The sequence below is a fragment of the Pantoea sp. C1E2 genome, from assembly GCF_056491465.1.
In genome coordinates this window covers 752,535-778,554 of sequence record NZ_JBSZHT010000004.1, presented here as the reverse complement: position 1 = coordinate 778,554, position 26,020 = coordinate 752,535, and the positions used below count along the sequence as shown (strand labels likewise).

Here is a 26,020-nt window from a genome sequence, read left to right as displayed (position 1 = left end):
ACTTTGACCAGTCGATGAATATCAGGAGGGGTTATGGCAGGCGGCTGGTCTGAAGATGGTGCAGTGCAAAAGCAGATTGATGCGACCGTGGATGACGCAATTGCGCGGGCCAGGAGTCACCTCAACCATGGCGCAAGTGCAGAGTATTGCGACGAGTGCGGGGAGCCGATTCCCGAGGCGCGTCGCACTGCATTACCAGGGGTGCGTTACTGCGTGAAGTGCCAGGCTGCGTTAGATAAACAAGAAGCCAGCCACAGCGGATATAACCGCCGTGGCAGTAAGGATAGCCAACTGAGATAGATTTAGTGCCCCAGGCCAGAAAAAATAGCGGTTAAAAAAAACCTTATGGAGGTTGAGTTGGCACTGTAGTTTGCTATCCCATCCAGCGATACATTGCCCGAATAATCAGGCTCTATTCTGATTATTCGGGCGCTGGAAGTCTTCATTAAATGTACTGGCCCCATTAGCGGGGCAAGTAGACATCAGAAGCTGTAATTCACGCTAACCGAATAGTTTCTTGGCTCGTTGAATGCTACACCGCCTGACGGATTGGTGTTGTATTCACGATCGAACAGGTTTTTGATGTTGCCCTGCACTGACAACTCTTTCGTCACCTGATATCGAGCAAAGAGGTTCGCCAGTGGATAGCTTCCCTGATAAATGCGCTCGGTCTCACCTGCTGGATTGGTTGCTTCCTTGTAAGTGCGGTTCTGCCAGTTAATACCGCCACCCACGGTCAGAAGAGGCATGAATGGCAGATTATAGCTGGTGAACAGCTTCAGACTGGTCTGCGGCATGTAAGGGTTGGTACGGTCGCCGTCGGCATCCTTTGCCACATAACGTGTCGCACCAAACGTCACCTTCAGGTTATCAGTCACCGCTCCGTTGATTTCAAAATCAACACCGCGGCTGACCACGCCTTTAGATGCTCTATAAGCATTTTCGCTGCTGTTATTCACGTAGGTGTTGCTCTGGATCTGACCCAGGTTGTCCTGCTCAATACGGAACACTGAAAGGCTCGCCGTGATGCGGCTGTTGTCCCAGTCCCCTTTGATCCCCGCTTCGTAGTCTTTACCGGTTACGGGCTTCAGGTAGTTACCCTGCTGATCACGATAGGTCTGCGGCTGGAAGATCGAGGTATAGCTCGCAAACGCAGAGTAGTTCTCGTTGATGTCATAAACCAGGCCGCCGTATGGCGTGAGGTTGTTTTTCTCCATGTCAGCCGACGTGCCGTGCGCGCTGTACTGGGTATAACGTGCACCAACGATCAGGGAGAGCGGATCGGCTAACGAGAATCGCGCCGCGGCATAGCCCGATTTCTGACGGATGGTATCTTCTGACGATAGCGCCCACGCAGGCCAATCTGGTTCTGCCACATCACCGTTCCAGCTGTTCAGATCCCCGAGTTGAGCAGGCGACATAATTGAGGAAGAGTATAGATAGCGGTTGCGCTGACGGCTGTAATCTATCCCGGCAACCAGCTGATGCTGACGCCCGAAGAGCTCAAAGGGTCCACTGGCATAGGCGTCCACTGCTGTCTGGGTGCGCAGGCCTTTATACCATCCTGCAAAGCCGTACCCGCTGCTGTCCAGAATGCCGGTTGTCTGGTCAGGATAGCCGGTGACATACAGCAGCTTGCTGTCAAAATCGGACTCCGTATGCGATCCATTAACGCGGACCTGCCAGCCGTTGTCGAAGTTTGTCGTCAGGTTGGCGAACACCTTACGCGACAGAATGTTGTAATGCGTCCAGTCAGCTGACGGGTTCGCGCTGCGGTCGTATTGAATACGGTTGCCGTTGCTATACCAGGTTGGAAGACCGCCCCAGGTCGGCCCATCGGTGTCGCGGGTCTGGTAATCGTATCCCAGATCCAGCGTGGTGTTATCGGTGATATCTGCCGCAACGGTGGCGTAAAGGAACTTCTTACGTTTGTGGTAGCGGTCAACCCAACTGTCCTGATCCTGATATCCCGTGACCACGCGTCCGCGCAGCGTGCCAGATTCATTCAGCGGCCCGGACAGATCTGCAACATAGCGCTGGTTGTCCCAGGTTCCGTAGCTCGCGGAGAGATTACCGGCGAAGGTTTTGCTGTCTGCCTTTTTGCGGATCATGTTGATAGCCGCGCCCGGGTTACCCGTACCGGTCATGAGCCCCGTTGAGCCGCGAACCACATCGATGCGCTCATAAATAGCGGAGTCGCCGTCGGTTTCACCAAAGTTCCAGGCTCCGGTTTGAGTAGAAGGAATATCGTCGTACGTGTAGTTGTTAACGTAGAAACCGCGCGAGTAGAAATCCACACGTTCAGAGTCATTCTGGGATGCTGAAATACCTGTGACGTTCGCCAGCGCATCCCCCACGTTCTGGAGATTCTGATCTTTTATGCGCTGCTGAGTAAGCACGCTGACCGACTGCGGAATATCACGCTGCGTCAGGTTCAGTTTAGTACCCGCCCGCGTAACTGGAACGGTATAGGACTGAGCAGGATCTGAACCCGAACCACCGCTGGTATCGGCGGTGACCACCAGCGACTGCTCTTTGTTGGTAATTGCCGGCGCGGCAACACTCTCTGCCGCGCTGGCTGCTTTAATACTAACGGCATTCGCAATACAGATCGTCAATAATGAATAACAAAACTTCTTACTAAACTCTGACGCACCCGGTATGGCGCTGGCATGATGGCCCGCAACCCTTTTGAAAGACATGCAAATACCTCATCATTGTATTGTTTATGCTTTGAGCTGGCCAGTTATGAATGCGCTTCATAAGAGAGCAGATACACGTAGGTAAATCGGCCATCTGAGCCCATTATAGTAAATACAAATGATATTGATTTCTATTACTATTATCCTTATTGGGATTTTCAGCATGCCTTTTGTTTCACCCTATGCGGCCTATACACATGCTTCATGACCTAATTTATGAAGTTAAACTGGACTGGATTTCGTGCCGTTTGCCATTAGATCCCAGCAGAAAGGTAGGAAACGTGTTCCTTTGCGGTTCGGCGAAGATTATCGGCATGGGGGAGCAAGAGGTAGCCACAGAAGTTTTAAAGCTAATGGCAGCTGAGTGCCAGGAGCGGACGTCAGTTAATTTGATTATGTAATCAATGGGGTTTTCTGAAGTAGTTTTGAACTTCACAACAAATTTATTAACTCATAAGGTACACGGGGAAATTTTGATACCGGATGGAATGCTCTGAATCGCTTTTATTAGGTTAGCTCATTCAACTTTATTGAATATTGATGGCAGGAATAATTTCTCACCATCAACCTTCAATAGGGGATTAGTCAACACGAGTATGTAATTTACAAGCTTCTAACCGACAATAATATCCAACGCTATCGGCTCAAATCCCCGCCAATACCGCAGGATCGCCACTCCGCCAGATATTATCTACCGTAATGCAACTGATGAGCCATTGTCCGTTATGTTTTTCCAGCTCAACGTCGTATCGATTTTTCATTAAGTAATGACGGGATGCATCTGATTTAGGGACATGCTGTGCTTCGACCAGTGCGTCAATTTTTGCTCTATCTCCTTCAATGAAGACGCGGGAATTGTTTACCGAGTGGGTCGTCAAAAGCGAGCTTAGGGAACTCATCAGAGCTGAAGTTATAGTCTCCCTTCCTTTCAGAACGGGATAATCAAAACCCGCTTTTGCTGCAGCTGCGCTGAAATCCGATACCGCATCCTGTGTAAAAACTGAAGCAATCAGGATCGGGTCTTTCATATCAATTCCTGCAGCGTACTGATACAGGGATTCTGTGATCGCAACTTTACTCTCATTCTCAGTCAGTATTTTCGATGGCATAGTTAACTCCTTAGTTAATGGAGTTACGATGGTATACAATGGATACTTAGTGTCAATCAGGCACTAATTTTCAACCAGGTATACTAAGGTAAACCGCATGTCACCGTTAAAAAGTAAACAAACAGACTCAAAGGTAGCCTCTGGTTTGCTATGTGAAGACCAGATTTCCAGCCGTCTTTTGCTGGACCAGATCACTGATAAATGGTCCATTCTCATTCTCTCATTACTTTGCAAAGAACCCCTTCGCTTCAATGAGATAAAAAGAAACATGGACGGTATAACGCAAAAATCGTTAACACAGTGTTTGCGCAGACTTGAACGCAACGGCATTGTCGGCCGTCGTGTTATCCCGACCTCTCAGGTCGGCGTTGAGTACAGCATTACTCCTCTCGGCCGAACGCTTGAAATCCCCTTTCAGGCTTTATATAACTGGACTGTTGAATACAGCCCGGCTGTTACAGATGCTCAGATTGAATATGACAGCCGTAACCTGGAGTAAACTTGCCAGATAACAACCGCAGTGTTTTTTAAAACCTCATTCCGATTGACTGCCGCGAAATAGATAGCGGATATCGGCGGTGGGCGAGCGGCCAAACTGGCGCGCATATTCCCGGCTGAACTGTGTATGGCTCTGATATCCTACGGACAAAGCAATTGTCGTTACACTCTCACCTGAAGAGGAAAGTCTGAGCCGTGCCTGCATCAGGCGCATTCTTTTTTGATACTGAACCGGGCTTAACGCCGTTACCGAACGAAAATGTCGGTGGAATGCAGAAACACTCATCGCAGCCATTTCTGCCAGTTCTTCAACCCGAACCGACTGCATATAATTCTGCTTCAACCAGTTAATCGCTTTGTGGATGCGGGCTAGATAAGTGTCCGGTGTTGCGATATCACGCAGCATCCAGCCCAGCGGCCCCTGAAGAACCCGAAACAGAATTTCGCGTTCATAAACCGGGGCCAGAGCGGTAATTTCGTCAGGCTTATTCATCAGGCTGAGCATTCGTAACCACGCATCCAATAATTCTGGCGTCACTGGCGCGACCGAAAATCCGGTATCGCAGTGATTTGCGATACCAGAATCTGGAAAACCTGCCAGCAAAGTCGCGAGTATTTCCGGTTCAGGGGTCAGGCTGACGGCAAGATAGGGAGCATGGGTATGTTCATCGGCAAAGACCTGGCCTACCGCCGGTAAATCCACTGACATAACAAAGTAAGTCGCGGGATCATAACGCAGAGTTCTGTCCCCAACCGTCATGCTTTTAGAGCCCGTCAGAATGAGATTAATCATCGGTTCATATACGGCAGACAATCTGTGTTCAGGGATTTCTCCCTGCACCATTGCCACTCGTGGAATGCCGGTCTCAGTGCGTTGATTATCCGCGCCGGAAGCCAGTAAGCGTAATTTCTGTAATTGTGTTTCCATGCCCGATTGATAACACGTCCCCCCGATGACAACAAGAGACAGGCAGGATTAGGCAACTTCGAAAGAGGATCGCATCAGCCAGACCTACCACATACGCGTAACCTGTACTTCGACATCCTGATATCGAAGAGGTTTTTATGAAAAATATCCTGATCACCGGCGGCAGCCGTGGAATTGGTGCCAGTACCGCCTTAGCCTGCGCCCGTCGCGGTTACCGGGTGATTTTGACCTGGAACAGCCAGCCGGAAGCCGCTGACAAGGTTGTGGACCGAATCAAGGCGGAAGGTGGAGAGGCCATCGCGTTAAAGCTGGATGTGGGCGATTCTGGCAGCTTTGTTGATTTCTGTTCAGCCCTAAAACAAACCATGCTAAGCCGCTGGCGTGATACGGGTCTCGACGGTCTGGTTAATAACGCCGGATACGGGCTATATGCTCCGATTGAGAACGTGACCGAAGCACAGTTCGACAACCTGATGAATGTGCATCTAAAAGGACCTTTCTTCCTCACGCAGACATTACTTCCCTTACTGCGTCCCGATTCCGCCATCGTCAATATCACCAGTGCTACCACACGAGTAGCCACTGCGGGTGTTGCACCTTACGCCACTTTCAAAGGCGGCCTTGAAGTCCTGACCCGCTATATGGCGAAAGAATTTGGTGAGCGCGGCATTCGGGTTAATGCCGTCTCTCCGGGGGCAATTCGTACTGAGTTGGGTGGCGGACTTAATGATGAATTTGAAAACTTACTCGCCTCACAAACCGCATTGGGACGGGTTGGTGAACCTGAAGAGGTCGCGCGAGTCATTGCATCTCTGCTTTCTTCTGACAGCGGCTGGATCAATGCGCAAAGCATTGAAGTGGCCGGCGGCTATAACATCTGACCACGGAGTGTTTCATGCTGGACCACATCTTTATTACCGTAAGTGACATTAATCGTTCGGTTGCTTTCTACAACACCGTGCTTCCTGTACTGGGCGTCGTCAACCGCCATGACTATGAAGGCAGCGAAGGGCCCTCGGGTCATCCTGACTTAAAGGGATTCGGCGCCAACGGACGCATTTTTTTCTGGCTCAGATCGGGCACCCCCTCCGCGGATGCTGTTCATATCGGGTTCGTGGCGGATTCTGAAGACAGGGTAAATCAGGCTTATAAAGAGGCTATTGCAGCGGGTGCTACAGAAATTCATCCTCCGGGTGCCCAGCTGCACTATGACCCACGCTATTACGCCACTCAGGTCAGGGATCCTGATGGTTACAGCCTCGAGTTTGTCTATAAAAGCTGGCAGCACGAGCGGTAACAGCCACCGCTAATCAGGAATGTTAATAGCCTTCAGGACTCTCTTACTTTGTCACCTCAGTCAGGAAAAATGACTAAATGAAAAAACTGATGATTTATGGCGCAACAGGTTATACCGGTAGCATGATTGTCCAGCACGCATTAGAGGCCGGACTTCAGATAATTATTGGCGGACGCAACCAGCAAAAACTGGCAGAAATGGCATCAGAGAAAAACCTCCCATTTCGCGTGTTCGGGCTCGACGAGCCAGACCTCATTGATAAGGCGTTGGCCGACATTCACGCTGTCATCAACTGTGCCGGTCCGTATATGTATACCGCACGGCCGTTGATGGAAGCCGCAATCCGTCAAAAGCGTCATTATATGGATGTGGCGGCTGAACTGGACAGCTACCAGCTTGCAGAAACACTGGATAAGACGGCTTTTGAAGCGGGTGTGATGCTGCTACCCGGCTGTGGTGGGAGCGTGGCGATGCTGGGATGCCTGGCTGCTCATGCCGCTGCGAGGATCAATAAACCTGTCCACATTTCACTTGCATTGAATGTCACCGGAACGATGTCGCGCGGATCGGTGGTCAGTGCAACCGAGAATGTCTCAACTGAGTGCCTGGTTCGCCGGAAAGGCCACTTGCTGCAGCGCGAGTCCTCTGAGCTTAAAGACATCGATTTTGGCCAGGGATCACAAGCCTGTTTTCCCGTTACACTGCCAGATCTCATCACAGTCTGGAAAGCAACTGGCATCGCTGATATCGAAACCTTTGTGCATGCCACCGGAGAAGGTTTTCCACAGGGAGTTCCGGCAGACCTTCCGGACGGGCCGACCCTTCAGGAGCGTGAAAGCAACCGTTATCAGGCTGTAGCGGAAATTATGAATGCTGAAGGCAACACCCTGCGCCTGCTGCTGGATACAGTAAATGGCTACAGTTTTACTGCAATGGCTGCCGCTGAGGCGGCACGCCGGATCTTAGCCGGAGAATCGTCCCCCGGATTCCAGACGCCCGCCGGATTATTTGGAAAGGGCTTTGCAGAAACTATTGCTGATACGCGAATTACGGAGATGTAGACGGGCCGTTTAAGGCGATAAGTTACAGCTCACTGGCTTAAAAATGCTCGCTCATAGCTGTCCCACCTAACTTCTTGATGGGCAGCTTCGTGCCAGGAGCGGATGTTCAGTGTATCCTTCAACCATATGATCATTACGCACGGTGGATAGTAAATGACATTTGAAGTTAGAAAAGACAACAAGGTCATTGGTTTCACTGAATTAGAGTATGGCGACCCGCCGATGGGATTCGTTTATGGTGCATTAAAACCTACTTGTTGTTATCAAAAACTCGACTCAACGTCTGAGCATGCACTTTTTAAGTGTGACGGAAGTCTGTATATTCTCACTGAATTTATTACCACCGTGGTTAATTCAGAGGAAATGGGTGAAGAGTCCATTGAAGTTACAATTTTAATTAAATCATCAAAAGAATATGAAAATACTTTAAGCATCACCTGAATAATTATCATAATCAATTAAAGTAAATCAGCTGACATCCTATTTATTAATAAGCCTAATATCAAAAAAGCAATTATTAACATTGAGTGATGATTGCTAATTTCCGCTGTTCGCTCATAACCGTGGAACAAAGACCGTATCATCGGTCAAAAAAGAACATTTCAGATATCTCATATCTGGGGGATCCGAATCCGGCTTGAACTGGAAGGTAAAACGCGCGATTTAGATCTGTTCAATATGGCTCTGGACAGTAAGCTTCGAGGCTGTGATCTGGCCAAACTCAAAGTACCTAGTGTTGCATATGGTAGCTCTGTTTCAAGCAGAGCAACGATGTTGCAACAGAAAACCGGTAGCCCTGTGCAATTTGAGATAACCAAAGGAACAAGAGAAGCTGTTGTTGCATTGATACAGCTTAGCACTTTGCACAGTAATGACTTCTTGTTCCGGCCTCGGGTCGGAACTGACCAGCTCATATCAACCCGGCAATACAACCGTATTTTTCATGGATGGGTATAAAAGCTTGGTCTCGAAGATTCGCTTTACAGCACACATTCCCTGAGAAGAACAAAAGCTCACCTAATCTACATGAAAACCAAGAATCTCCGGGTGATTCAACTTCTGTTGGCTCATAAGAAACTGGAAAGCACAGTCCGTTATCTGGGCATTGAAGTCGATGATGCGTTAGAGATCTCTGAATCGATTGAAGTTTAAGGTTGTCAGGGCTGCAACAGCAGCCCTGTGCCAACAGTGAAAGTTGATAACCTAACCCATGATTATTTAAATGGTGTACGGTAGAAAATGCTCTAATGTTTGCGGTTTATAGCCCGATAAATGGAATGTAGATGGGAAATGGAAATGAGGGAAAGGCGTGAAGGAACTCATTGAACTAATCGACAACCAGAGGTCTGGCTGGCTTTCACTAAAAGAATCGCTTAAAGAAGCGAACAACCATTATGAAGTGCTTCCCTGTGACCCTATTCCCGCAGCATCTGCATTACATCAGCTTCAGGTGACGACGCACTCCATGCTAGGCGGGCTGGTATATGAAACGGGCGGAATCCTGATTGATAATGGCTGGTTGAGGATTCTAGGCTCCGGTCACCCACGACTGACACGGACACCTACTTCATGGACGCAATCGGTAACAACAAGCCGGACATTTAAAGCGCTGTTAGTCGCTGATGATGTATCCGGAGGCTTTTTTGCACTTAACGGTGGTGAATTCGGTGAAGATATTGGCGGAGTGTATTATCTCGCACCAGAGTCACTTGAATGGGAAAACCTTGATATTAACTATTCCGGGCTTCTGCAATGGGGTATTCGTGGAAATTTGGAACAATTCTATCAAAGTATGCGCTGGACAGGCTGGCGTGAAGAAACATCTTCGATGTGCGGTGACACAGTCTACTCCTTTTATCCCTTTCTGTGGACCGAGCCGAAATTACCCATAGAACAGCGTTCAAGAGTTATCGTTACTGTGGATAAACACTGGGCGTTAAGCATGGACTTAAAATATCAAATGACTAACTCGTAGCCCATGCAGCCGCATAGAAATCATCAGAGCCTTTTAACGGAATTCTGTCGAAATGTGCCTGAAACGGCCCGCACGCGCCAGAATTGCGCTGAGGAACCATAAGGCGAGCCAGTCAGACACAATTATATTAAATCTGGATAAAGAAATGGAGATATTTATGGCATTGCAGCATATAAGATGATGCATGGTTAAATCATTAAATTCCTACTGTGACCGTGATAGCGTTACTTTCGCGGTATGGATTGATACAGAGTTGTTATTAAAAAGATGAACTGAGGCAAGCTCTGAGCCACAGTTCTTGGCCGGATGTTATGATAAATGGACTATCTATTAGGATTTTCAAAATGAAAAAAATATTTTTATTGCTTTGCTTCTTTCCGACAATAGCTCTAGCACAAAGCTATGATACCGCTGTTATGGACATCTGCGGTAAACCACCAAAAGGGGATGCGGTAATGAAAGATCTGAATATAAATCCTTTGGATTTAACAATCCAAGTCCCTGAGAACTTTACCAAAATGCCAGATCTGTTAGCGGATATAAAATATCCATCTTTAAAAAATAAACCTAAATACATTTATTCTAACGATGATGGCGCAGTGTCTTTAGGATTAACTGAAAAAGCCTCGTCGGGTCTGGTCGATATTGATGTGGTAAAGGATGGAATGTTGGACCTTGTGAAAACTCTCAAGCCAAAGGCATTATCATTGACTGGCGATGGGAATAAGGCTTGGCTGGTTACATTTAAGTCACAAGCTAGAGATGGCAGCATATTGAATATCCAATTATATACCATGACAAATACAAAGTTCGTAGTAGGCACATTCAACATGACAGATAAGTACATCAATCAATATTGCGATGCTGGAGTCTTATCTTTGATGTCTTTAAAAGAGATGTCGCGTTAATTTAAGACAAAACTACCTAATGCCGTCATGGTGGATATATAAAAATCACGGGGAGTATGGCGAGCTTCGTTGACCTTCTCCACGTTGATAAAACAGAGTGCTGTTAGCAATGACCGCAGATCGCTCACTGCAGCCCTTTCGACCATGCCCTTGGGCAGTTTCATGTCAACAGCGTAACTTTCTTGCATATTGTAATGGTGGTTTTTGGAAGCTAATCCGCAGGAGCCAAAAGGTCGGTATCAATTGCAGTTATATAGACCTGATAGTTTTTTTTAATATTTTACCGCTTAAGACCAAATCATCTTGTGTTGAAATAAGCCATAACTCTCTGAGTTCTTCTTCCCAAAGCGTTTCATTACAAAAACGATTGAGGATCTCAGAAAGCTCCATCGTTTCAGGCTGATTGAGATGATCTGTCAGGTTAAAATACCCCACAAGGAAAAACTCTGTTTGCTTAAGCCCAAGTCGTGACTGGATCTCGCCGAATATGTGCCCCGAAACGGTCGCTTCAGGATACACCTTTAGATAAAGTCTTCCAGTATTGACCGGCCCCATGAAAACTCCGCCAAGCCTGTATTTTTTGACTGGTTGTGTATCCAGGAATGTCTGAAGTGATTCAATGACAAGTTCTATGCAATTATCGTTCAACCCGCTACTGATTGTCGCATGTAACAGGTTTTTCCTTTTTTCCAGCAAGTCCCAGGCTATCTTATTTGTAAACGATGCGTTGCGAAGAGCCTTCTCAATCTCGATAAAAGTTGTTGTTTGGCGCAGGCGTTCATCACTGATGGGCAGCACTATAGAACGCCGGTGGGTATTATACGTTCCCATACAGTAGTCTTCATCACTGACTATGACATCTGGATGTGACGAATTAACCAATGGGAGGTGAGCACGGCGGTAATATTTGTCTAAAACAAGCTTGTCCCCGGCTGAAAAAATCTGATACGAATTGCCATATCCCAGAATTTTATCGTCAGTAAAAATCATCTCCGTGCTCCTTTTCCGCTATTGATAGTTAAAGCGTCGGTAACTACCAAAAACGATAGTTAGTCTAGCCCAGAGGGCTTAAGGACTTACTTTTGAATAAAGCTAACAGGCTAATGTTACAGACGATATCTGCCCCACCGTTGATTCACATAGAATGCTGTCATCAATGTCCGCAGATCGCTCACAGCGGATTGCCCTTGCTCCCCTTTATCAACTCTTTTGCCATCAGACCAAAGCCGACAGGCCCGAAACGCATTCCTTCACGGTTCGGCGAAGTTTGCCGGCGAGTCGGTTGGAGCGACCCTGCACGCCGGGGAGCCAATGATTCGGCAAAGCTTTTAGGCTTTGACGGTTAGCGCAGTAGGGCAGACGAGCCGGCAATAGCGGACGTTGTAAATACAGTCTGAGTTCCGCCCATTTATCCAGTGCCTCAGCGAGAAGGTTAAAATGTCAGCATCTATAGCCATGGCTATCAAACTTAGCCATAGCTATAACACATTGAATTTTAAGGTTTTTTTATTTCATTATTTGTGGCAGGATAGCGCCCTCTTAAACCTTCACGCCTTTCTCCTTTGAAAGCACACCCGGGAATCAGTTATGAGCTTTTACGCTGTGATCATTCTGGCCTTTGGCATGTCGATGGATGCCTTTGCCGCCGCAATCGGTAAAGGTGCCTCACTGCACCGCCCTCCTTTCAAAGAGGTGCTGCGCACCGGCCTGATCTTCGGCGTGATTGAAGCCATTACGCCCGTTATCGGCTGGGGGATCGGTCTTGCTGCCAGCCAGTTCATCATGAACTGGGATCACTGGGTCGCGTTTACGCTACTGTTTGTGCTGGGCGCTCGCATGATCGTTGAAGGCATCCGTAAAGAAACTGATGAGCCACAAGAGGCGCCGCGCCGACATGGATTCTGGTTGCTGGTGACGACCGCCATTGCCACCAGCCTTGATGCAATGGCCGTGGGCGTTGGCCTCGCATTTCTGCAGGTCAACATTGTGGTGACGGCACTGGCAATCGGTGCAGCGACCACGGTAATGGCAGCCAGCGGCATGTTGCTGGGTCGATTTCTCGGTGCAAAGATTGGCAAGTGGGCAGAAATTCTCGGCGGCGTAGTACTGATTGGCATCGGCAGTTCAATCCTTGTAGAGCACCTGGGGCTGCTGAACTAAGCACGCTCCTGCAACATCTTTCCGCACACCTGAAAGGCGCGTTTACTCCGCGCTTTTTTCATTTCTGAGCCGGCATTAACTCACGTTCAACAATCGCCGGTGATGACACCGTTTATGAGGCCCCCCCATGTACTTAACGCTGCTGTATACCCTTTTCCCTGTCACCGCGGCAATAGCCGGGGCCGGCGCAGCGCTTTATCGCCAGCCGGCTGAAAAGACCATGAGTCTGATACATCACTTTACCGCTGGCGTCATATTCTCAGCGGCAGCCACTGAAGTGCTTCCTGGCCTTAAGCAACACTCAATGATGGCCGTTCTGGCAGGCGGGGTGACCGGTGTCGCACTGATGATGCTGATCCAACATTATGGGGAAAAAGCAGCCAGTAAGTCAGGGATGCTGGTCGCCATCGGCATTGATATCTTTATCGACGGATTAGTGCTGGGGATTAGCTTCGCGGCAGGGGCCAAAACCGGCATGATGCTGACACTCGCGCTCACTCTGGAGATCCTCTTCCTGGGACTGTCCGTGGTGGGTGATTTGAAAACCATGCTGGGTACCACGATGAAGGTGTTACTTGCTGTCACCGGCATTGCCCTGCTCCTGCCAATAGGGGCCATAGTGGGTACGCCTGTCGCTCACCTTGGTGAGTTCTGGCTGACGTACTTCCTCTCCTTTGGACTGGTTGCCCTACTTTATCTGGTAACAGAAGAGTTGCTGGTTGAAGCGCACCGGGGAGACAGGGACACTCCTCTGGGCACAGCAATGTTTTTTGCCGGATTCATGATCCTGATGGTGATTGAGGAAGCCATCTGACACGCCAGCTCAAAGCGGGGAATGCTTCTCCACGAAGCCAGGGGGTTATTGTCAGTCCGGTGAGTAAGCCTTCCGGACTGAGTAGACGAGTCACCGTCTGTCCCGGTACGCCTGGGAGCCGCAGGGGGTCATCTGGCTTAGAGAGTTTCAGGTTTAATGACCAGGAAACCGGAGACGCAGCTCCATTTAACTCGCGGGTTTTAAAACGTGAAATATTTCCGGTCGCCATAACGGCGACCGGTTCAATTAAAACGACCAGCGCACGCCCGCGTTGTAACGCCAGCCTTTCGCACCGTTGCCGTCGATCTCTTTGCGGTAATCCGCCTCCGCGTACAGCGCCACATCCTTGTTCACCGTCGCGGTGCCGCCCACGCCAACATCCCACATTTTGCCGAACTTGCCGCTGTCGAAGGTTTCGCTGCCGCTAACATCCGCCGCGCCGATCTTCACTTTCGCGGTGCCACCCCAACCCTGCGTGTAATTCACGCGCAGATACGGTGTGTACTGATTCGCGCTGATGTCCTGCCAGGTTTTATCCACGCGCGCGCCGACGCGGCCAATCGTCTGGCTGTAATCGTCGTAGGAAACCCGGGTGTTATCGCGGTCGGTGAAGCTGTCCATCTTCATTTGCAGCCAGGTGATCTGCGCCTGCGGTTCGATGCGCACGCCGCCGCCCAGTTCCAGTGGATAACCGGTTTCAATCGAAGCCGTCCAGCCGTTGCCTTTTGGTTTGGCGACATCTTTCTGCCGTGCAATGTCAGTCGCGCCACGATGCCAGCCCCAGCTCAGCGAGCCGTCCACGTAAAAACCGCTGTCGCGCAGCCATGTGCCGTACAGAGATAGCGTATCGCTGTCGAAGCTGGTCGAGCTGTAGCCATCTGCTGCGTGCGGGCGAATGCGCGTATTACCGCGCGTGTAGGCCACGCCGCCGCGCAGGCTGCTGTCCGCGCCATCCACGCGAATGACGTTGCCGCCGAGCTGCACCGCGCTGTAGTCAAGATCGAAATCGTAGCCGTAATGGCTGACGCTTTGACTGGTCTGGTATTTCAGGTTGGAGCCGATGTAGCGGATGAACATCTCGCCGCCAACCGCATCCGGATTTGCCTGCTGCTGGCGCAATTCACCTAGGCGTTTATGCAGATCGTCGGTGATTGCCAGCGAATAATAAGCGAGGCCAACCGGCGCAGAGAGGTAGGACGGCACCTGCGGCGTGACCGCCAGACGCGCGCCGCTTTGTGCGCTGCCTGCTGACGGCTGGCACAGGCTGCCGTCTTCGCACACGAAGGTGTTCGCCAGCCGATAATCCCACGCGCTGCCGCCTACCGCGCTGCGGGCTGCGTCATTGCTGCCCGGTGCAAAGCTGTATAAACCGTATTGCCAGGGCCCGGATGCGACATAGCCGCTTTTCAGCACAAAGCTGTTGGCATTCGCGCTGCCGGAAACCTGCGCCAGCGACACGCCTTCGTTCGCAGCGATCACGCCATCGCCGTTGCTGTCAAACAGTGGCGCTCCCGCGAGTTTTGCTTCAACCTGCGTCACGCCCGATGCCGCGCCATTCACCAACACCACATCGCTGCTGGCCGCTGTGGCGTTCAGCTTGACGCTGCCGCCCGCCGATGCCAGTTCGCCGTCGATGGTTAAGGTATTGGCCGCCGTGTTGTCGCCGTTGGTGAGATCCAGGGTGCCCGCGTTATTCACCACCAGCGAATCATCGCTCGCGCCCTGCAACAGCGGATTGACGTTGTCACCCGCGAACAGCGTACTTCCTGCATCCACGTTAATCGTGCTGTGCGCCAGTTTGATGTTGTCGGTTAACGTCCATTGGGTGTTGTGGAAGTTCAGCGTGCTCCAGCCTGAACCCAGATTGGTGCCTTTTTCCGCATCATCGCTGGCGAACGAACCGCCGCGTGCTTTGAGTTGGCTGAGATTGAGCGTGCTGCCCGCGCCATTTTCCGTAGTGATGTGACGCGTATCAGCCAGACTCACCTTCTGCACCGTGGCCTGATTACCCGCACCACTGCCCATCGTCAAACTGCCTTTGATGGAGCCGCCGGTGACAATCAGTTCATCGCGTCCGTTGCCGGTGTTCACATCGCCAATCACCGCGCCGTCAAGCAAAGCGATCACATCATCGGTCCCGCCACCCGCAACCACCACCTGATCGGGGAATGGCGCACTGATGGTGCCTTGGTTAATAAACACCGTTTGCCCGCCGCGCAGGTCGATCAGCGGCGCAACGCGGCTGAGCGAGACGATTGAACCTTGGTTAATCACCTGACTGGCGGTTTTAGTAATGATTGCCGATCCACCGCTAAAATCGCGGATGCCAATCGAGCCTTGCGAAATCACTTTACCGGTGGTGTTAGCAATTACGCCGTTGCCCGGACCTGAAACCAGAATGGCGTAATCCTTGCCGATCACCAGATCGTTACTGGAGGTAGAACCATCAGCGTTCTCGAAACGATAACCGGTGCCGCCGCTGACGTTGATCAGCGCGCTGCCGTTAGGATCAAACGAAGTTGCCGAACGCACACCGTTACCGCGTGTGACATCTAACATCACGTTGTTCAACGAGATATTGGCGGTTTCTGCCCGGTTATTGATCACGCTACCGCTGCCGTAACTGCCAATAATCACATTGCTGGCGGCGAAGCCCTGCGCACCTTCATCCAACAGCACGCCGTCCGCGCTGCCGCTGGCCTGAATCGCGCTGTTACCTTGTCCATCACCCAGCACATTCATCGTCCCGCCGTCGCCAACGCGCAACGCGGCGATGCCGTTATTGACCTGCAGCGAGCTGTTGATAGGCGTGTATTGGCCGAAGCCGCTGGTAACATCCACGCCGGTTCCCGAGTTGATTTGAATCGTGCCGCGGTTGATGAAGTTACCGCCGCCAGAAACACGTGCGCCGGTGCTGTTCGGCCCTGTCAGGATCACTGATGCATTGGGCTGATTGAAAATGCGCGAGTTGCCGCTGACATCAAACGCCGTGGCGTAATCCGCGTTGCCCGTGATAGTTGAAGCGGCGTAGATTTCTGCTTCTTCGCCGCTGGCTCGCGCAGCGGTGCTATTTGGGCCGTTAAGTTGAATGCTGCTGGTGATTACGCCCTGCGCGCCATCGCTGGCATTCATCACCGTCGCGTTATAGCCGGTGGTAAGATAATTATCGGTGCTGCTGACAAGCGATTCCGCGCCAGATAACTGAATGCCGATGCTGTTGTTGCCACTCAGCGTGACATTCCCAAAACCTTGCGTGTACAGCCACGCGCCACCGCTGATTTCATATAGCTTTGAATTCGCGGTGCTCACATTCACATTGTTACCGTTGCTGACTAAGCGCGTGCCGTTACCAGCGGCGCGATAACCGGTTTGTTCATCAGCATTAAACACCACGCGACTGTCCGCGCCGAACGTAATGCGTCCACCGGCGAAAGCATAAGCGCCAACCGCGCCGCCGCCGTAGAGGTTGATGGTGCTGTTTTGATTAATACGCGCCAGTTGATGATAAGAAATTAAGCCATAAGCATTGAGCGGCGTGAGATCTTCTCCGCTGCGTACATTAATGGTTCCGGTGTTAAAAATTTCGGTCAGCGTGGTGCGGTCGCCGAGGAAGGGTAAACCATCAGCAAACAATCCCCGGCTGCGCCCGCCAACGTTGATTTCTCCGCTGTTGGTAACTTTCGCGCCGTCCTCAGCGGAAATGCTGGTGGTGCCGACGCCGCTTAAGCTGATCTTGCCGGTATTAATCAGTTGCGCCTGATTGCGGGCAATTAACCCAATTTGCTGGTTGGCGCCGCCGCTGATTGCCGCATGGTTGGTGAGTTGCGTATCGGTATCGAAATCCGTGGCAGGATTGATTTCCACGCCTTGCAGCGTGTACTGCACGCCATCAACAATCGCCGCTATCGCTGACACGCCGTTCATATTGAAGCGCGTGGCGGCGTTGATCAGCCCATGCGCGCCGTGCGTCACCTGTAAACCTTGCGCAAAGTCAGCGATATTGAAGGTTGCACCGTTGGTATTCACCTCCGTTCCCGCGCCGCCGCCAAACACGCCGGTAGCGAAGGCGTTGTTAGCCGCTAGCGTTAATCCGCGCCCGTTAAAGTCGGCACCATCTTCCACGCGGAAAATAGTGCCGCCGTAAACCTCAGAGCTGTAGCTGCCGTTTTCCGGCAGATTGATTTTGGCGTTTTCCCCTTTGGTGTAAAAACTGATCTGGCGTTGCAGCGAGAAAACATCGCGCGGCACGGCGACCGGAATCGCGTTGGCGCTAACGTTCACCGTGGCATTGCCTTCGGCGCGAATGCCAATCGCATCGCTGCCGCCGAGGCGAATCGGCCCGCTAATATTAGCGACGGCGCTGCCGCCCGCTGCGCCAATCGCCCAAACGGCGGTGTTATTGGAAAAGGCAAAGCGGTCGGCATCGCTGGTGATATTGATCGCACCACGCGAATACGCTTTGGCGCTTTCGCCCGCGTTGGCGATGACTTTGATAGCGGTGCTGTTGTAGCCATTAAGGTTGATGGTGCCCGCATTGCCCACATTGCCGTTACTTCCCGCATCGACCACCAACATGCCGATGTTCTCGGCGGGCTGCACTTGCGCCTGGCCGTTGATGTCGATTACGCCGTTGTTGCGTAGCAGCGCGTCCGCGCCATATTGCGCACGCATCGCTACCGCGTTTTGTACTTTAGAACCGAGTACGATTTGGCCGTTATTCACCGCGCGTCCGTCGCCCGACGCCACCACGGCGCTCACGCCGCCGCTGAGATTCACCGCTACATCTTCGGTGGGATCGGTTTTGCTGTTTTGCGGCGTGCGACCGACGTATATAACGCCGTCCAGCGCGTTGGTAAATCCGCCGGAACCGCTTGCCAGCACGCCAACCGCCGAGCCGCTTCCGGTGATGTCTGCCACGCCTATATTGATGTTGCCGTGGTTAACGGCGCGTGAATCAAACAGCCACAGCGCCTGGCTGTCGCCGCTGCCCGGCTGGAAGTTGATCACGCCGTAATTGCTAAAGCGGCTGCGATTGCTGGCGAGAATGCCGCGCCCGGCGTTGCCGATGGTGCTGCTATCGACACCGCTGCCATCGCTGTTATTTAGAAAGCCGAGATTGATGGTGCCGTTGTTGCGGCCGCGACCGTTGTTAAGCAATTCCAAACCCGAAGTGGTACTGGCGAGTTTGCCGTTGATCGTGGCTTGTGCGCCATTGCTGGCGCGCATCACCGCACTGCCGCCGTTCATCACTTCGAGGGTTTTGCCGCGATTAATCTTCACGCTGGCGTTCGCACCGTCGGCACTCAACACCACCTGATCATTCAGCGGTTCAGCAACTTCATCACCAACGTTATTGGCGCTCATGCGATACACCACGCGGCCTTCGCGTAGCGCGTAGCCTTTGTCGAGTTGGGTGCGATAATCGCTGATGTCGAGTTGGCCGTTGAGCACCAGGCTAATCAGCGCGTTATTGTAGGCGCGCAGATCGCTCAGGCTATTCACGTAATACTCTTCGCTGAAACCAAAATTACCGTTGACGGTGACGTATTGCGGATATTCGACTAATCCGCCTACATCGTAAGCCAGACGATCGCCACCGTAAGGCGGCGTTGCGGCGGTGAAGGTAATACGATTATCGGAGTTCCAATTGATATTCCCTTTTTTAGTGGCGGCAAATAATTGGCTCTGTTTAGCGGCCATTGACCAGCCGTTGGTTGTGGAATGTGTTGCAGCACCCTGCTCACCGATGTCGATATTTAATCTGCCGTTGCTTACCGAAGCAATGCGCGCATTAATATATTGTTTATCATTGACGTCGTAATAATCCGGCACCACCTGATTTAAACCGACCGTGGGCAGTTCGACGATCTCATCGGAATTTACCACTTCATAGCTAAGGGTGGTATCGGTGCCGGGATAGTAAACGCTGACCACATGATTTTGTTCGCCGATCTGCAAACGCGGCGCGTCAATCAGGTTGTCATTGATGATGCGACCCACGCTTTGCAATTCGCCCAATGTGACGCTGTTGGCACCGCTTTCGCCAGGCGCAAACTGCGGCAAGCCGCTCAGTGTTTGCGTGCTGCCATTGCATAAGCAATAAGCGCCGACCTTATTATCATTTAATTCAGGCGTGTAGGGATTTAATACCGCCGCTGTGGTCTGCGAGAGTGGAAACAGCATACCTTGCGCAGCCACAAGGCTCAGAAATATCGGATTTAATTTAAACACAATGTTTTCCTCAAAGGAGAAAAGACAAAAGGTGCGTAGCTGTGGAATAGTTACGCTTCAGGTATAGAGGTTATGTAAATAACGGTTTATCCCGATTGGGTTATAGTTGAGCGACCTGCGCCACTTAACATTGCGCAATAAATTTCGCCGCTACCGATTTCAGAAATAATTCGGTAGCGGCGCGATTCATCGCGCTATTTAATCTGATGCGCCGCAGCCAGTCATCGCGGTGCTCATCATCAAAACGACCAGCGCACGCCCGCGTTGTAACGCCAGCCTTTTGCGCCGTTGCCGTCGATCTCTTTGCGGTAATCCGCTTCGGCGTACAGCGCCACATCCTTGTTCACCGTCGCGGTGCCGCCCACGCCGACATCCCACATTTTGCCGAACCTGCCGCTGTCGAAGGTTTCATCGCCGCCAACATCCGCCGCGCCGATCTTCGCTTTCGCGGTCCCGCCCCAACCCTGCGTGTAATTCACTCGCAGATACGGCGTGTACTGATTCGCGCTGATGTCCTGCCAGGTTTTATCCGCGCGTGCGCCGACGCGGCCAATCGTCTGGCTGTAATCGTCGTACGAAACGCGGGTGTTATCGCGGTCGGTGAAGCTGTCCATCTTCATTTGCAGCCAGGTGATCTGCGCCTGCGGTTCGATGCGCACGCCGCCGCCCAGTTCCAGCGGATAACCGGTTTCAACCGAAGCCGTCCAGCCGTTGCCTTTTGGTTTGGCGACATCTTTCTGCCGTGCAATGTCAGTCGCGCCGCGATGCCAGCCCCAGCTCAGTGAGCCGTCCACGTAAAAACCGCTGTCGCGCAGCCATGTGCCATACAGCGAAAGCGTGTCGCTGTCGAAGCTGGTCGAGCTGTAGCCATCTGCTGCGTGCGGGCGAATACGCGTGTTGCCGCGCGTGTAGGCCACGCCGCCGCGCAGGCTGCTGTCCACGCCATCCACGCGAATGACGTTGCCGCCGAGCTGCACCGCGCTGTAGTCAAGATCGAAATCGTAGCCGTAATGGCTGACGCTTTGACTGGTCTGGTATTTCAGGTTGGAGCCGATGTAGCGAATAAACATCTCGCCGCCAACCGCATCCGGATTTGCCTGCTGCTGGCGCAATTCACCTAGGCGTTTATGCAGATCGTCGGTGATTGCCAGCGAATAATAAGCGAGGCCAACCGGCGCAGAGAGGTAGGACGGCACCTGCGGCGTGACCGCCAGACGCGCGCCGCTTTGTGCGCTGCCTGCTGACGGCTGGCACAGGCTGCCGTCTTCGCACACGAAGGTGTTCGCCAGCCGATAATCCCACGCGCTGCCGCCTACCGCGCTGCGGGCTGCGTCATTGCTGCCCGGTGCAAAGCTGTATAAACCGTATTGCCAGGGCCCGGATGCGACATAGCCGCTTTTCAGCACAAAGCTGTTGGCATTCGCGCTGCCGGAAACCTGCGCCAGCGACACGCCTTCGTTCGCAGCGATCACGCCATCGCCGTTGCTGTCAAACAGTGGCGCTCCCGCGAGTTTTGCTTCAACCTGCGTCACGCCCGATGCCGCGCCATTCACCAGCACCACATCGCTGCTTGCCGCTGTGGCGTTCAGCTTGACGCTGCCGCCCGCCGATGCCAGTCCGCCGTCGATGGTTAAGGTGTTGGCCGCCGTGTTGCCGCCGTTGGTGAGATCCAGGGTGCCCGCGTTATTCACCACCAGCGAATCATCGCTCGCGCCCTGCAACAGCGGATTGACGTTGTCACCCGCGAACAGCGTTGAACCGCTATCCACGTTAATGATGCTGTGCGCCAGTTTGATGTTGTCGGTCAGCGTCCATTTTGAGCCAATGAAGTTCAGCGTGCTCCAGCCCGCGCCGAGGTTGGTGCCTTTGCTCAAATCATCGCTGGCGAACGAACCGCCGCGTGCGTTGAGTTGGCTGAGATTGAGCGTGCTGCCCGCGCCATTATCCGTGGTGATATGGCGCGTATCAGCCAGACTCACCTTCTGCACCGTGGCCTGATTACCCGCACCGCTGCCCATCGTCAAACTGCCTTTGATGGAGCCGCCAGTGACAATAAGTTCATCGCGTCCGTTGCCGGTATTCACATCGCCGACCACCGCACCATCCAACAGCGCAATGACGTCATCGGTCGCGCCGCCCGCCACGACAACCTGATCAGGGAACGGCGCATTAATGGTGCCTTCATTGATAAACACCGTTTGCCCGCCGCGCAGGTCGATCAGCGGCGCAACGCGACTTTGCGAACTGATGGTGCCCTGGTTAATCACCTGGCTGGCGGTTTGGGTGACAATCGCCGAACCGCCGTTCGCCGCCTGAATATCAATCAAGCCCTGAGAAATCACGTTGCCGCGGGTGTTGGCGATCACGCCATTGCCGGTTCCTGTTACCACAATCGAATAATCCGGCCCGATCACCAGATCGTTGCTGGTGGTTGAGCCATTGGCGTTTTCAAAGCGATAACCGGTGCCCGAACCGCTAACGTTAATTTGCACACTGCCAGCGGAATTGAATGAGGTCGCCGAGCGGATACCGTTACCGTTTGCTACCTCTAAACGCACGTTATCCAGATTGATATTCGGTGTTTCGGCGCGGTTGTTGATGGCGCTGCCGCTGCCGTACGCGCCGATAGTGATGTTGTCGGCTTCGAACCCCTCCGCGCCGACATCCAGCAACAAGCCGTCGGCGCTGCCGTTAGCCTGCATCACGCTGTAGCCCTGGCCATCGCCGTAGATTTTCATCCATGCGCCGCTGCCGACGCGCATCGCCGCAATGCCATCATCGACGCGTAATGCGCTATCGACCGGCACGTATTGGCCGTAACCGCTGCTGACATCGATGCCGATGCCTGACGCAATGTGCATGCTGCCACGATTAATGAAGTTGCCGCCGTCATGCACGCGCGCGCCGGTGCTGTTCGGTCCGCTGAGATCCACCACGCCTTGATACTGGTTAAACAAGCGCGCGCCGCCGCTGACGTCAAACGCCGTCGCATTCGCGCCGTTGCCGCTGATGGTTGAGGCCGCGTAGATTTCCGTTTCGTCGCCGCTGGCAATCGCGGCAGTGGTATTTTCGCCGCTGAGCGTAATGCCGCTGCTGATCACGCCCTCTGCGCGGTTGCTGGCATTCATTACGCTGGCACCTTTGCCGCTCGCGACATAATTGTCGGTGCTGGACACTTGCGTGCCTTCACCACTCAGCACAATGCCTCGGCTATTTTCACCGCTGAGCGTCACGTTGCCGGGATTCTGTGTATACAGCCACGCGCCATTGCTGATGTCATACAGCTTCGAATTGGCGCTGCTGACATCCACAATGTTGCCGTTACTGATTAATTGCGTGCCCTCATCGGCGGCGCGATAGCCAGTTTGATTCGGGTCGTTGAAGGTGATGCGGCTGTCCGCGCCAAACGTGATACGACCGCCTAAAAATGCGTTGGCGCCCATCGCTTCTTCGCCATACAGATTGATGGTGCCGTTTTGGTAAATGCGCGCCAAATAATTGCTGGCGACCAAACCGATGGTGGTGTTCAACTCAAAACTGTCGCGGTTGAAGATGTTGATGGTGCCGCTGTTGGAGATTTCGGTCAGCGGAGCGCTATCTAAGCGACGCTGCAAACCATAGGCATACAATGCTTGCCCGCGCAGCGTCATGTTGATGGTACCGCTGTTGGTCACCTTCGCACCGTCTTGCGCGTAAATGCCGGTGCTATCCTCGCCGGTAAAAGTGATGTCGCCGGTGTTGGTGAGCTGAGCCAGATTGCTGGCAATTAAGCCGGTTTGGAATCTGCCGCTGCCGTTTATTTCAGCATGGTTGGTGAGATGCGTGTCGGTATTGAATCCGTGTTCGAAATCAATGGCCGCGCCTTGCAACGTGTAGGCTAAGCCATCGACTTCTGCCGCCAACACGCTAGAGCCATCAAGGTTAAAGCGTGTCGCAGCATCAATCGTCCCTTGTGCACCATGCGCAATTTTTATCCCGGTGCCACCGATTCCACCATTATCCCCGCTGCCAATATTAAACGTTGCGCCGTTAGTATTAACGTGGGTTCCCACGCCGCTGCCGTACACGCCTGTGGTATTCAATTCGTTCATGGAAAGGGTTAAACCGCGGCCGTCAAAATCCGCGCCATCCTCGACGCGGAAAATCGTGCCGTCGACCACCGATGTTGAGAAGCTGCCATTTTTCGGCAGGTTAATTTTGGCGTTTTCGCCTTTGGTGTAAAAACTGATTTGCCGCTCCAGGCCAAAGATAACGCGCGGTCCGGCAACCGGAATCGCGTTGGCACTGACGTTAACCGTGGCGTTGCCTTCGGCGCGAATACCAATCGCATCGTTGCCGCCAAGCTGAATCGGTCCGCTGACGTTGGCGACGGCGTTGCCGCCCTCTTCGCCGATGACCCAAACGGCAGTGTTGTGATCGGTTGTGCCATATTGGCCAGCATCACTGAGGATGTTGATGGCACCGTGAGAATAAGCTTTGGCACTTTCGCCCTCGTGGGCGATGACTTTGAGGCCGGTGCTGTTGTAACCGTTGAGGTTGATGGTGCCCGCTTGACCATTGCCGACGTCGCCACCGCTGCCGGCATCCACCACCAGCATGCCGACGTTCTCGCGTGCCTGCCCTTCAACCGTGCCGTTCACATCGATGACACCGTTATTGCGCGCGATGGCACTTGAACCGTATTGAGCCAACATGCCAACGGCATTTTGCACCAGCGAGCCGATCACGATACGGCCATTGTTAACCACGCTGGAACCGAAAAACGCACTGATGCCAGTGACGCCGCCACTGAGATTTACCGCCACATCGCTGGATGCATCTGTTTTGCGATTTTGCGGCGTGCGCCCAATGTAAATCGTGCCGTTTTTGGCATTCGTAAAATCGCCGGTGACACTCACGCCATCGGAGCCCCAACTGCCTACAGTTTCAGTGACACCGATATTAATGTTGCCGTGATTAGTCGCGCGCGCATCGTAGATCGAAATCGCCTGGCCGGGGTCATCGCCGGGTTGGAAGTTGATTACGCCATAATTGCTAAAGCGGCTGCCGTCGCTGACGAGCACGCCGCTTTCCCCACTGCCGATAGTGCTGCTATCCACGCCTTTGCCGTTGGCGTTGTTGAGGAACCCGGCATTGATCACACCGTTGTTACGGCCACGCGCGTTATTTATTAACTCTAAACCTGTGCCAGTACTGGCGAGCTTGCCATTAATCAACGCTTTCGCGCCATTGCTGGCGCGCATCACTGCGCTGTGGCTATCCAACACTTCCAGAGTTTTACCACGATTGATTTTGACACTGGCATTCGGGCCATCGGCGCTCAACACCACCTGATCATAAATCTGTTGCGTCACTTCATCGTCAACATTGTTAACGCCCATGCGATACACCAACTGTCCCTCACGCAGGCTGAAGGCATTGTGGAATTCGGCGTTATAGCGGTCGGTACTGAGGTTGGACACGCTGACCTGCTCGATCAGCCAGTTATTGTAGTTGCGCAGATCGTTGATATTTTTGATGTTGAAACGGGTAGTACCACCATCCAGGGTTGAAACGCTGATGGCTCCGGCATAATCCACCACGCTTTCGGCAGTGTACACCAACTGATCGTCGCCAGGGGGCGTAGCCGCGGTAAAAGTGATGCGATTATTCGCGTTCCAGTTGAGATGTCCTTTATTGGTAGCGGTAAATAGTTGGCTTTGTTTCGCCGCCATCGACCAGCTATTAGTAGAGTAATTAGCCGCCGCACCATGTTCACCAATATCAATATTTAGCGTGCCGTTGCTGACAGAACCGATGCGCGCATTAATATATTGTTTGTCGTTTACATCATAATAATCTGGCACTACGGTATCGAGGCCGACACTCGGTAAATCCACTAAATCGGCGGTGTTATATACGTCGAACGTTGTATATGTCCAATCTTCGAAATTTGGTATTTGAATAGTGAGATTCTGCTGGCCAATCTGTAGTCGCTGCTCGCCAATCAAGTTGTCATTGATTATTCGACCAATACTTTGCAATTCGCTAAACGTCACCGTGGTTGCCCCGTTTTCTCCCGGCGCGAATTGCGGTAAACCGCTAAGCGTTTGCGTCGAGCCATTGCATAAGCAATAAGCTCCAACTTTATTGTCATTAATTTCAGGCGTATAAGGTTTTAACTCCGCCGCCCACGACAGCGAGATAGGGAACATCAAACCTTGCGCCGCCACAAGGCTTAGTAACACCGGATTTAATTTGAACACAACGTATTCCTCAACAGAGAAGGACAACGCGCGCCACGAAGTTCCGCTGCGCTGGAAGTTAAGTCGCTGATATAATTTGTTTCAGAAATTTA

The 26,020-nt window shown here is 52.4% G+C and carries 16 protein-coding genes and 1 pseudogene; 11 read left to right on the top strand and 6 right to left on the bottom strand.

Annotated elements, in window-relative coordinates:
• Positions 1 to 33: 33 nt before the first annotated feature.
• Positions 34 to 300 carry a DksA/TraR family C4-type zinc finger protein gene (locus tag ACXI0A_RS25100; protein WP_476146279.1) on the top strand — a complete coding sequence of 89 codons (267 nt, stop codon included), beginning with the start codon at positions 34 to 36 and terminating at the stop codon, positions 298 to 300.
• 182 nt (positions 301 to 482) lie between these two features.
• Here ACXI0A_RS25100 and fhuE read toward each other — a convergent pair whose 3' ends face one another.
• On the bottom strand, positions 483 to 2,702 hold the full coding sequence (gene fhuE, locus ACXI0A_RS25095; RefSeq protein ID WP_476146281.1) for a ferric-rhodotorulic acid/ferric-coprogen receptor FhuE: 2,220 nt from the start codon (positions 2,700 to 2,702) through the stop codon (positions 483 to 485).
• Between the two features lie 644 nt (positions 2,703 to 3,346).
• A complete protein-coding gene (locus ACXI0A_RS25090; RefSeq protein ID WP_476146283.1) occupies positions 3,347 to 3,811 on the bottom strand; it encodes a nuclear transport factor 2 family protein in 465 nt (154 codons plus the stop codon).
• Between the two features lie 97 nt (positions 3,812 to 3,908).
• Here ACXI0A_RS25090 and ACXI0A_RS25085 point away from each other — a divergent pair, with 97 nt between their 5' ends.
• Complete coding sequence (locus tag ACXI0A_RS25085; RefSeq protein ID WP_476146285.1) at positions 3,909 to 4,310, top strand: winged helix-turn-helix transcriptional regulator; 402 nt, start codon at positions 3,909 to 3,911, stop codon at positions 4,308 to 4,310.
• A gap of 36 nt (positions 4,311 to 4,346) precedes the next feature.
• Here ACXI0A_RS25085 and ACXI0A_RS25080 read toward each other — a convergent pair whose 3' ends face one another.
• On the bottom strand, positions 4,347 to 5,237 hold the full coding sequence (locus ACXI0A_RS25080) for an AraC family transcriptional regulator N-terminal domain-containing protein (RefSeq protein ID WP_476146287.1): 891 nt from the start codon (positions 5,235 to 5,237) through the stop codon (positions 4,347 to 4,349).
• A gap of 137 nt (positions 5,238 to 5,374) precedes the next feature.
• Between ACXI0A_RS25080 and ACXI0A_RS25075 the strand changes: the two genes are divergently transcribed.
• The 7 genes and pseudogenes from ACXI0A_RS25075 to ACXI0A_RS25045 all read left to right on the top strand — a co-directional run bounded on the left by ACXI0A_RS25075 (position 5,375) and on the right by ACXI0A_RS25045 (position 10,478).
• Positions 5,375 to 6,118, top strand: a complete 744-nt coding sequence (locus tag ACXI0A_RS25075; RefSeq protein ID WP_476146289.1) for an SDR family oxidoreductase — start codon at positions 5,375 to 5,377, stop codon at positions 6,116 to 6,118.
• A gap of 14 nt (positions 6,119 to 6,132) precedes the next feature.
• Positions 6,133 to 6,534 (top strand): VOC family protein, encoded by a 402-nt coding sequence (locus ACXI0A_RS25070; protein ID WP_476146290.1) that lies wholly within the window; start codon positions 6,133 to 6,135, stop codon positions 6,532 to 6,534.
• Between the two features lie 77 nt (positions 6,535 to 6,611).
• Positions 6,612 to 7,595, top strand: coding sequence for a saccharopine dehydrogenase NADP-binding domain-containing protein (locus ACXI0A_RS25065; RefSeq protein ID WP_476146291.1), 984 nt, complete (start codon positions 6,612 to 6,614; stop codon positions 7,593 to 7,595).
• Between the two features lie 153 nt (positions 7,596 to 7,748).
• A complete protein-coding gene (locus tag ACXI0A_RS25060; protein WP_476146293.1) occupies positions 7,749 to 8,036 on the top strand; it encodes a hypothetical protein in 288 nt (95 codons plus the stop codon).
• A 138-nt stretch (positions 8,037 to 8,174) separates the two neighbouring features.
• Positions 8,175 to 8,747: pseudogene (locus ACXI0A_RS25055) on the top strand (tyrosine-type recombinase/integrase).
• 157 nt (positions 8,748 to 8,904) lie between these two features.
• Complete coding sequence (locus ACXI0A_RS25050; RefSeq protein WP_476146295.1) at positions 8,905 to 9,570, top strand: DUF2625 family protein; 666 nt, start codon at positions 8,905 to 8,907, stop codon at positions 9,568 to 9,570.
• A gap of 344 nt (positions 9,571 to 9,914) precedes the next feature.
• Positions 9,915 to 10,478: a hypothetical protein gene (locus tag ACXI0A_RS25045; RefSeq protein ID WP_476146297.1), complete on the top strand. Its 564-nt coding sequence runs from the start codon at positions 9,915 to 9,917 to the stop codon at positions 10,476 to 10,478.
• Between the two features lie 249 nt (positions 10,479 to 10,727).
• Here the strand turns inward: ACXI0A_RS25045 and ACXI0A_RS25040 are convergent, their stop codons facing one another.
• Positions 10,728 to 11,468: a hypothetical protein gene (locus ACXI0A_RS25040; RefSeq protein ID WP_479485306.1), complete on the bottom strand. Its 741-nt coding sequence runs from the start codon at positions 11,466 to 11,468 to the stop codon at positions 10,728 to 10,730.
• Positions 11,469 to 12,065: 597 nt separating this feature from the next.
• Here ACXI0A_RS25040 and mntP point away from each other — a divergent pair.
• Positions 12,066 to 12,638, top strand: coding sequence for a manganese efflux pump MntP (gene mntP, locus ACXI0A_RS25035; RefSeq protein WP_476146301.1), 573 nt, complete (start codon positions 12,066 to 12,068; stop codon positions 12,636 to 12,638).
• Between the two features lie 127 nt (positions 12,639 to 12,765).
• On the top strand, positions 12,766 to 13,452 hold the full coding sequence (locus ACXI0A_RS25030) for a ZIP family metal transporter (RefSeq protein WP_476146303.1): 687 nt from the start codon (positions 12,766 to 12,768) through the stop codon (positions 13,450 to 13,452).
• 246 nt (positions 13,453 to 13,698) lie between these two features.
• Here the strand turns inward: ACXI0A_RS25030 and ACXI0A_RS25025 are convergent, their stop codons facing one another.
• Positions 13,699 to 19,683 carry an autotransporter outer membrane beta-barrel domain-containing protein gene (locus ACXI0A_RS25025; RefSeq protein WP_476146304.1) on the bottom strand — a complete coding sequence of 1,995 codons (5,985 nt, stop codon included), beginning with the start codon at positions 19,681 to 19,683 and terminating at the stop codon, positions 13,699 to 13,701.
• 239 nt (positions 19,684 to 19,922) lie between these two features.
• Positions 19,923 to 25,928, bottom strand: coding sequence for an autotransporter outer membrane beta-barrel domain-containing protein (locus ACXI0A_RS25020; RefSeq protein ID WP_476146306.1), 6,006 nt, complete (start codon positions 25,926 to 25,928; stop codon positions 19,923 to 19,925).
• Positions 25,929 to 26,020: the final 92 nt, after the last annotated feature.

Bases quoted from the DNA above. Each gene is read 5' to 3' on its own strand.
- ACXI0A_RS25100 (WP_476146279.1), top strand. From the start codon at position 34: ATGGCAGGCGGCTGGTCTGAAGATGGTGCAGTGCAAAAGCAGATTGAT.
- fhuE (WP_476146281.1), bottom strand. From the start codon at position 2,702: ATGTCTTTCAAAAGGGTTGCGGGCCATCATGCCAGCGCCATACCGGGT.
- ACXI0A_RS25090 (WP_476146283.1), bottom strand. From the start codon at position 3,811: ATGCCATCGAAAATACTGACTGAGAATGAGAGTAAAGTTGCGATCACA.
- ACXI0A_RS25085 (WP_476146285.1), top strand. From the start codon at position 3,909: ATGTCACCGTTAAAAAGTAAACAAACAGACTCAAAGGTAGCCTCTGGT.
- ACXI0A_RS25080 (WP_476146287.1), bottom strand. From the start codon at position 5,237: ATGGAAACACAATTACAGAAATTACGCTTACTGGCTTCCGGCGCGGAT.
- ACXI0A_RS25075 (WP_476146289.1), top strand. From the start codon at position 5,375: ATGAAAAATATCCTGATCACCGGCGGCAGCCGTGGAATTGGTGCCAGT.
- ACXI0A_RS25070 (WP_476146290.1), top strand. From the start codon at position 6,133: ATGCTGGACCACATCTTTATTACCGTAAGTGACATTAATCGTTCGGTT.
- ACXI0A_RS25065 (WP_476146291.1), top strand. From the start codon at position 6,612: ATGAAAAAACTGATGATTTATGGCGCAACAGGTTATACCGGTAGCATG.
- ACXI0A_RS25060 (WP_476146293.1), top strand. From the start codon at position 7,749: ATGACATTTGAAGTTAGAAAAGACAACAAGGTCATTGGTTTCACTGAA.
- ACXI0A_RS25045 (WP_476146297.1), top strand. From the start codon at position 9,915: ATGAAAAAAATATTTTTATTGCTTTGCTTCTTTCCGACAATAGCTCTA.
- ACXI0A_RS25040 (WP_479485306.1), bottom strand. From the start codon at position 11,468: ATGATTTTTACTGACGATAAAATTCTGGGATATGGCAATTCGTATCAG.
- mntP (WP_476146301.1), top strand. From the start codon at position 12,066: ATGAGCTTTTACGCTGTGATCATTCTGGCCTTTGGCATGTCGATGGAT.
- ACXI0A_RS25030 (WP_476146303.1), top strand. From the start codon at position 12,766: ATGTACTTAACGCTGCTGTATACCCTTTTCCCTGTCACCGCGGCAATA.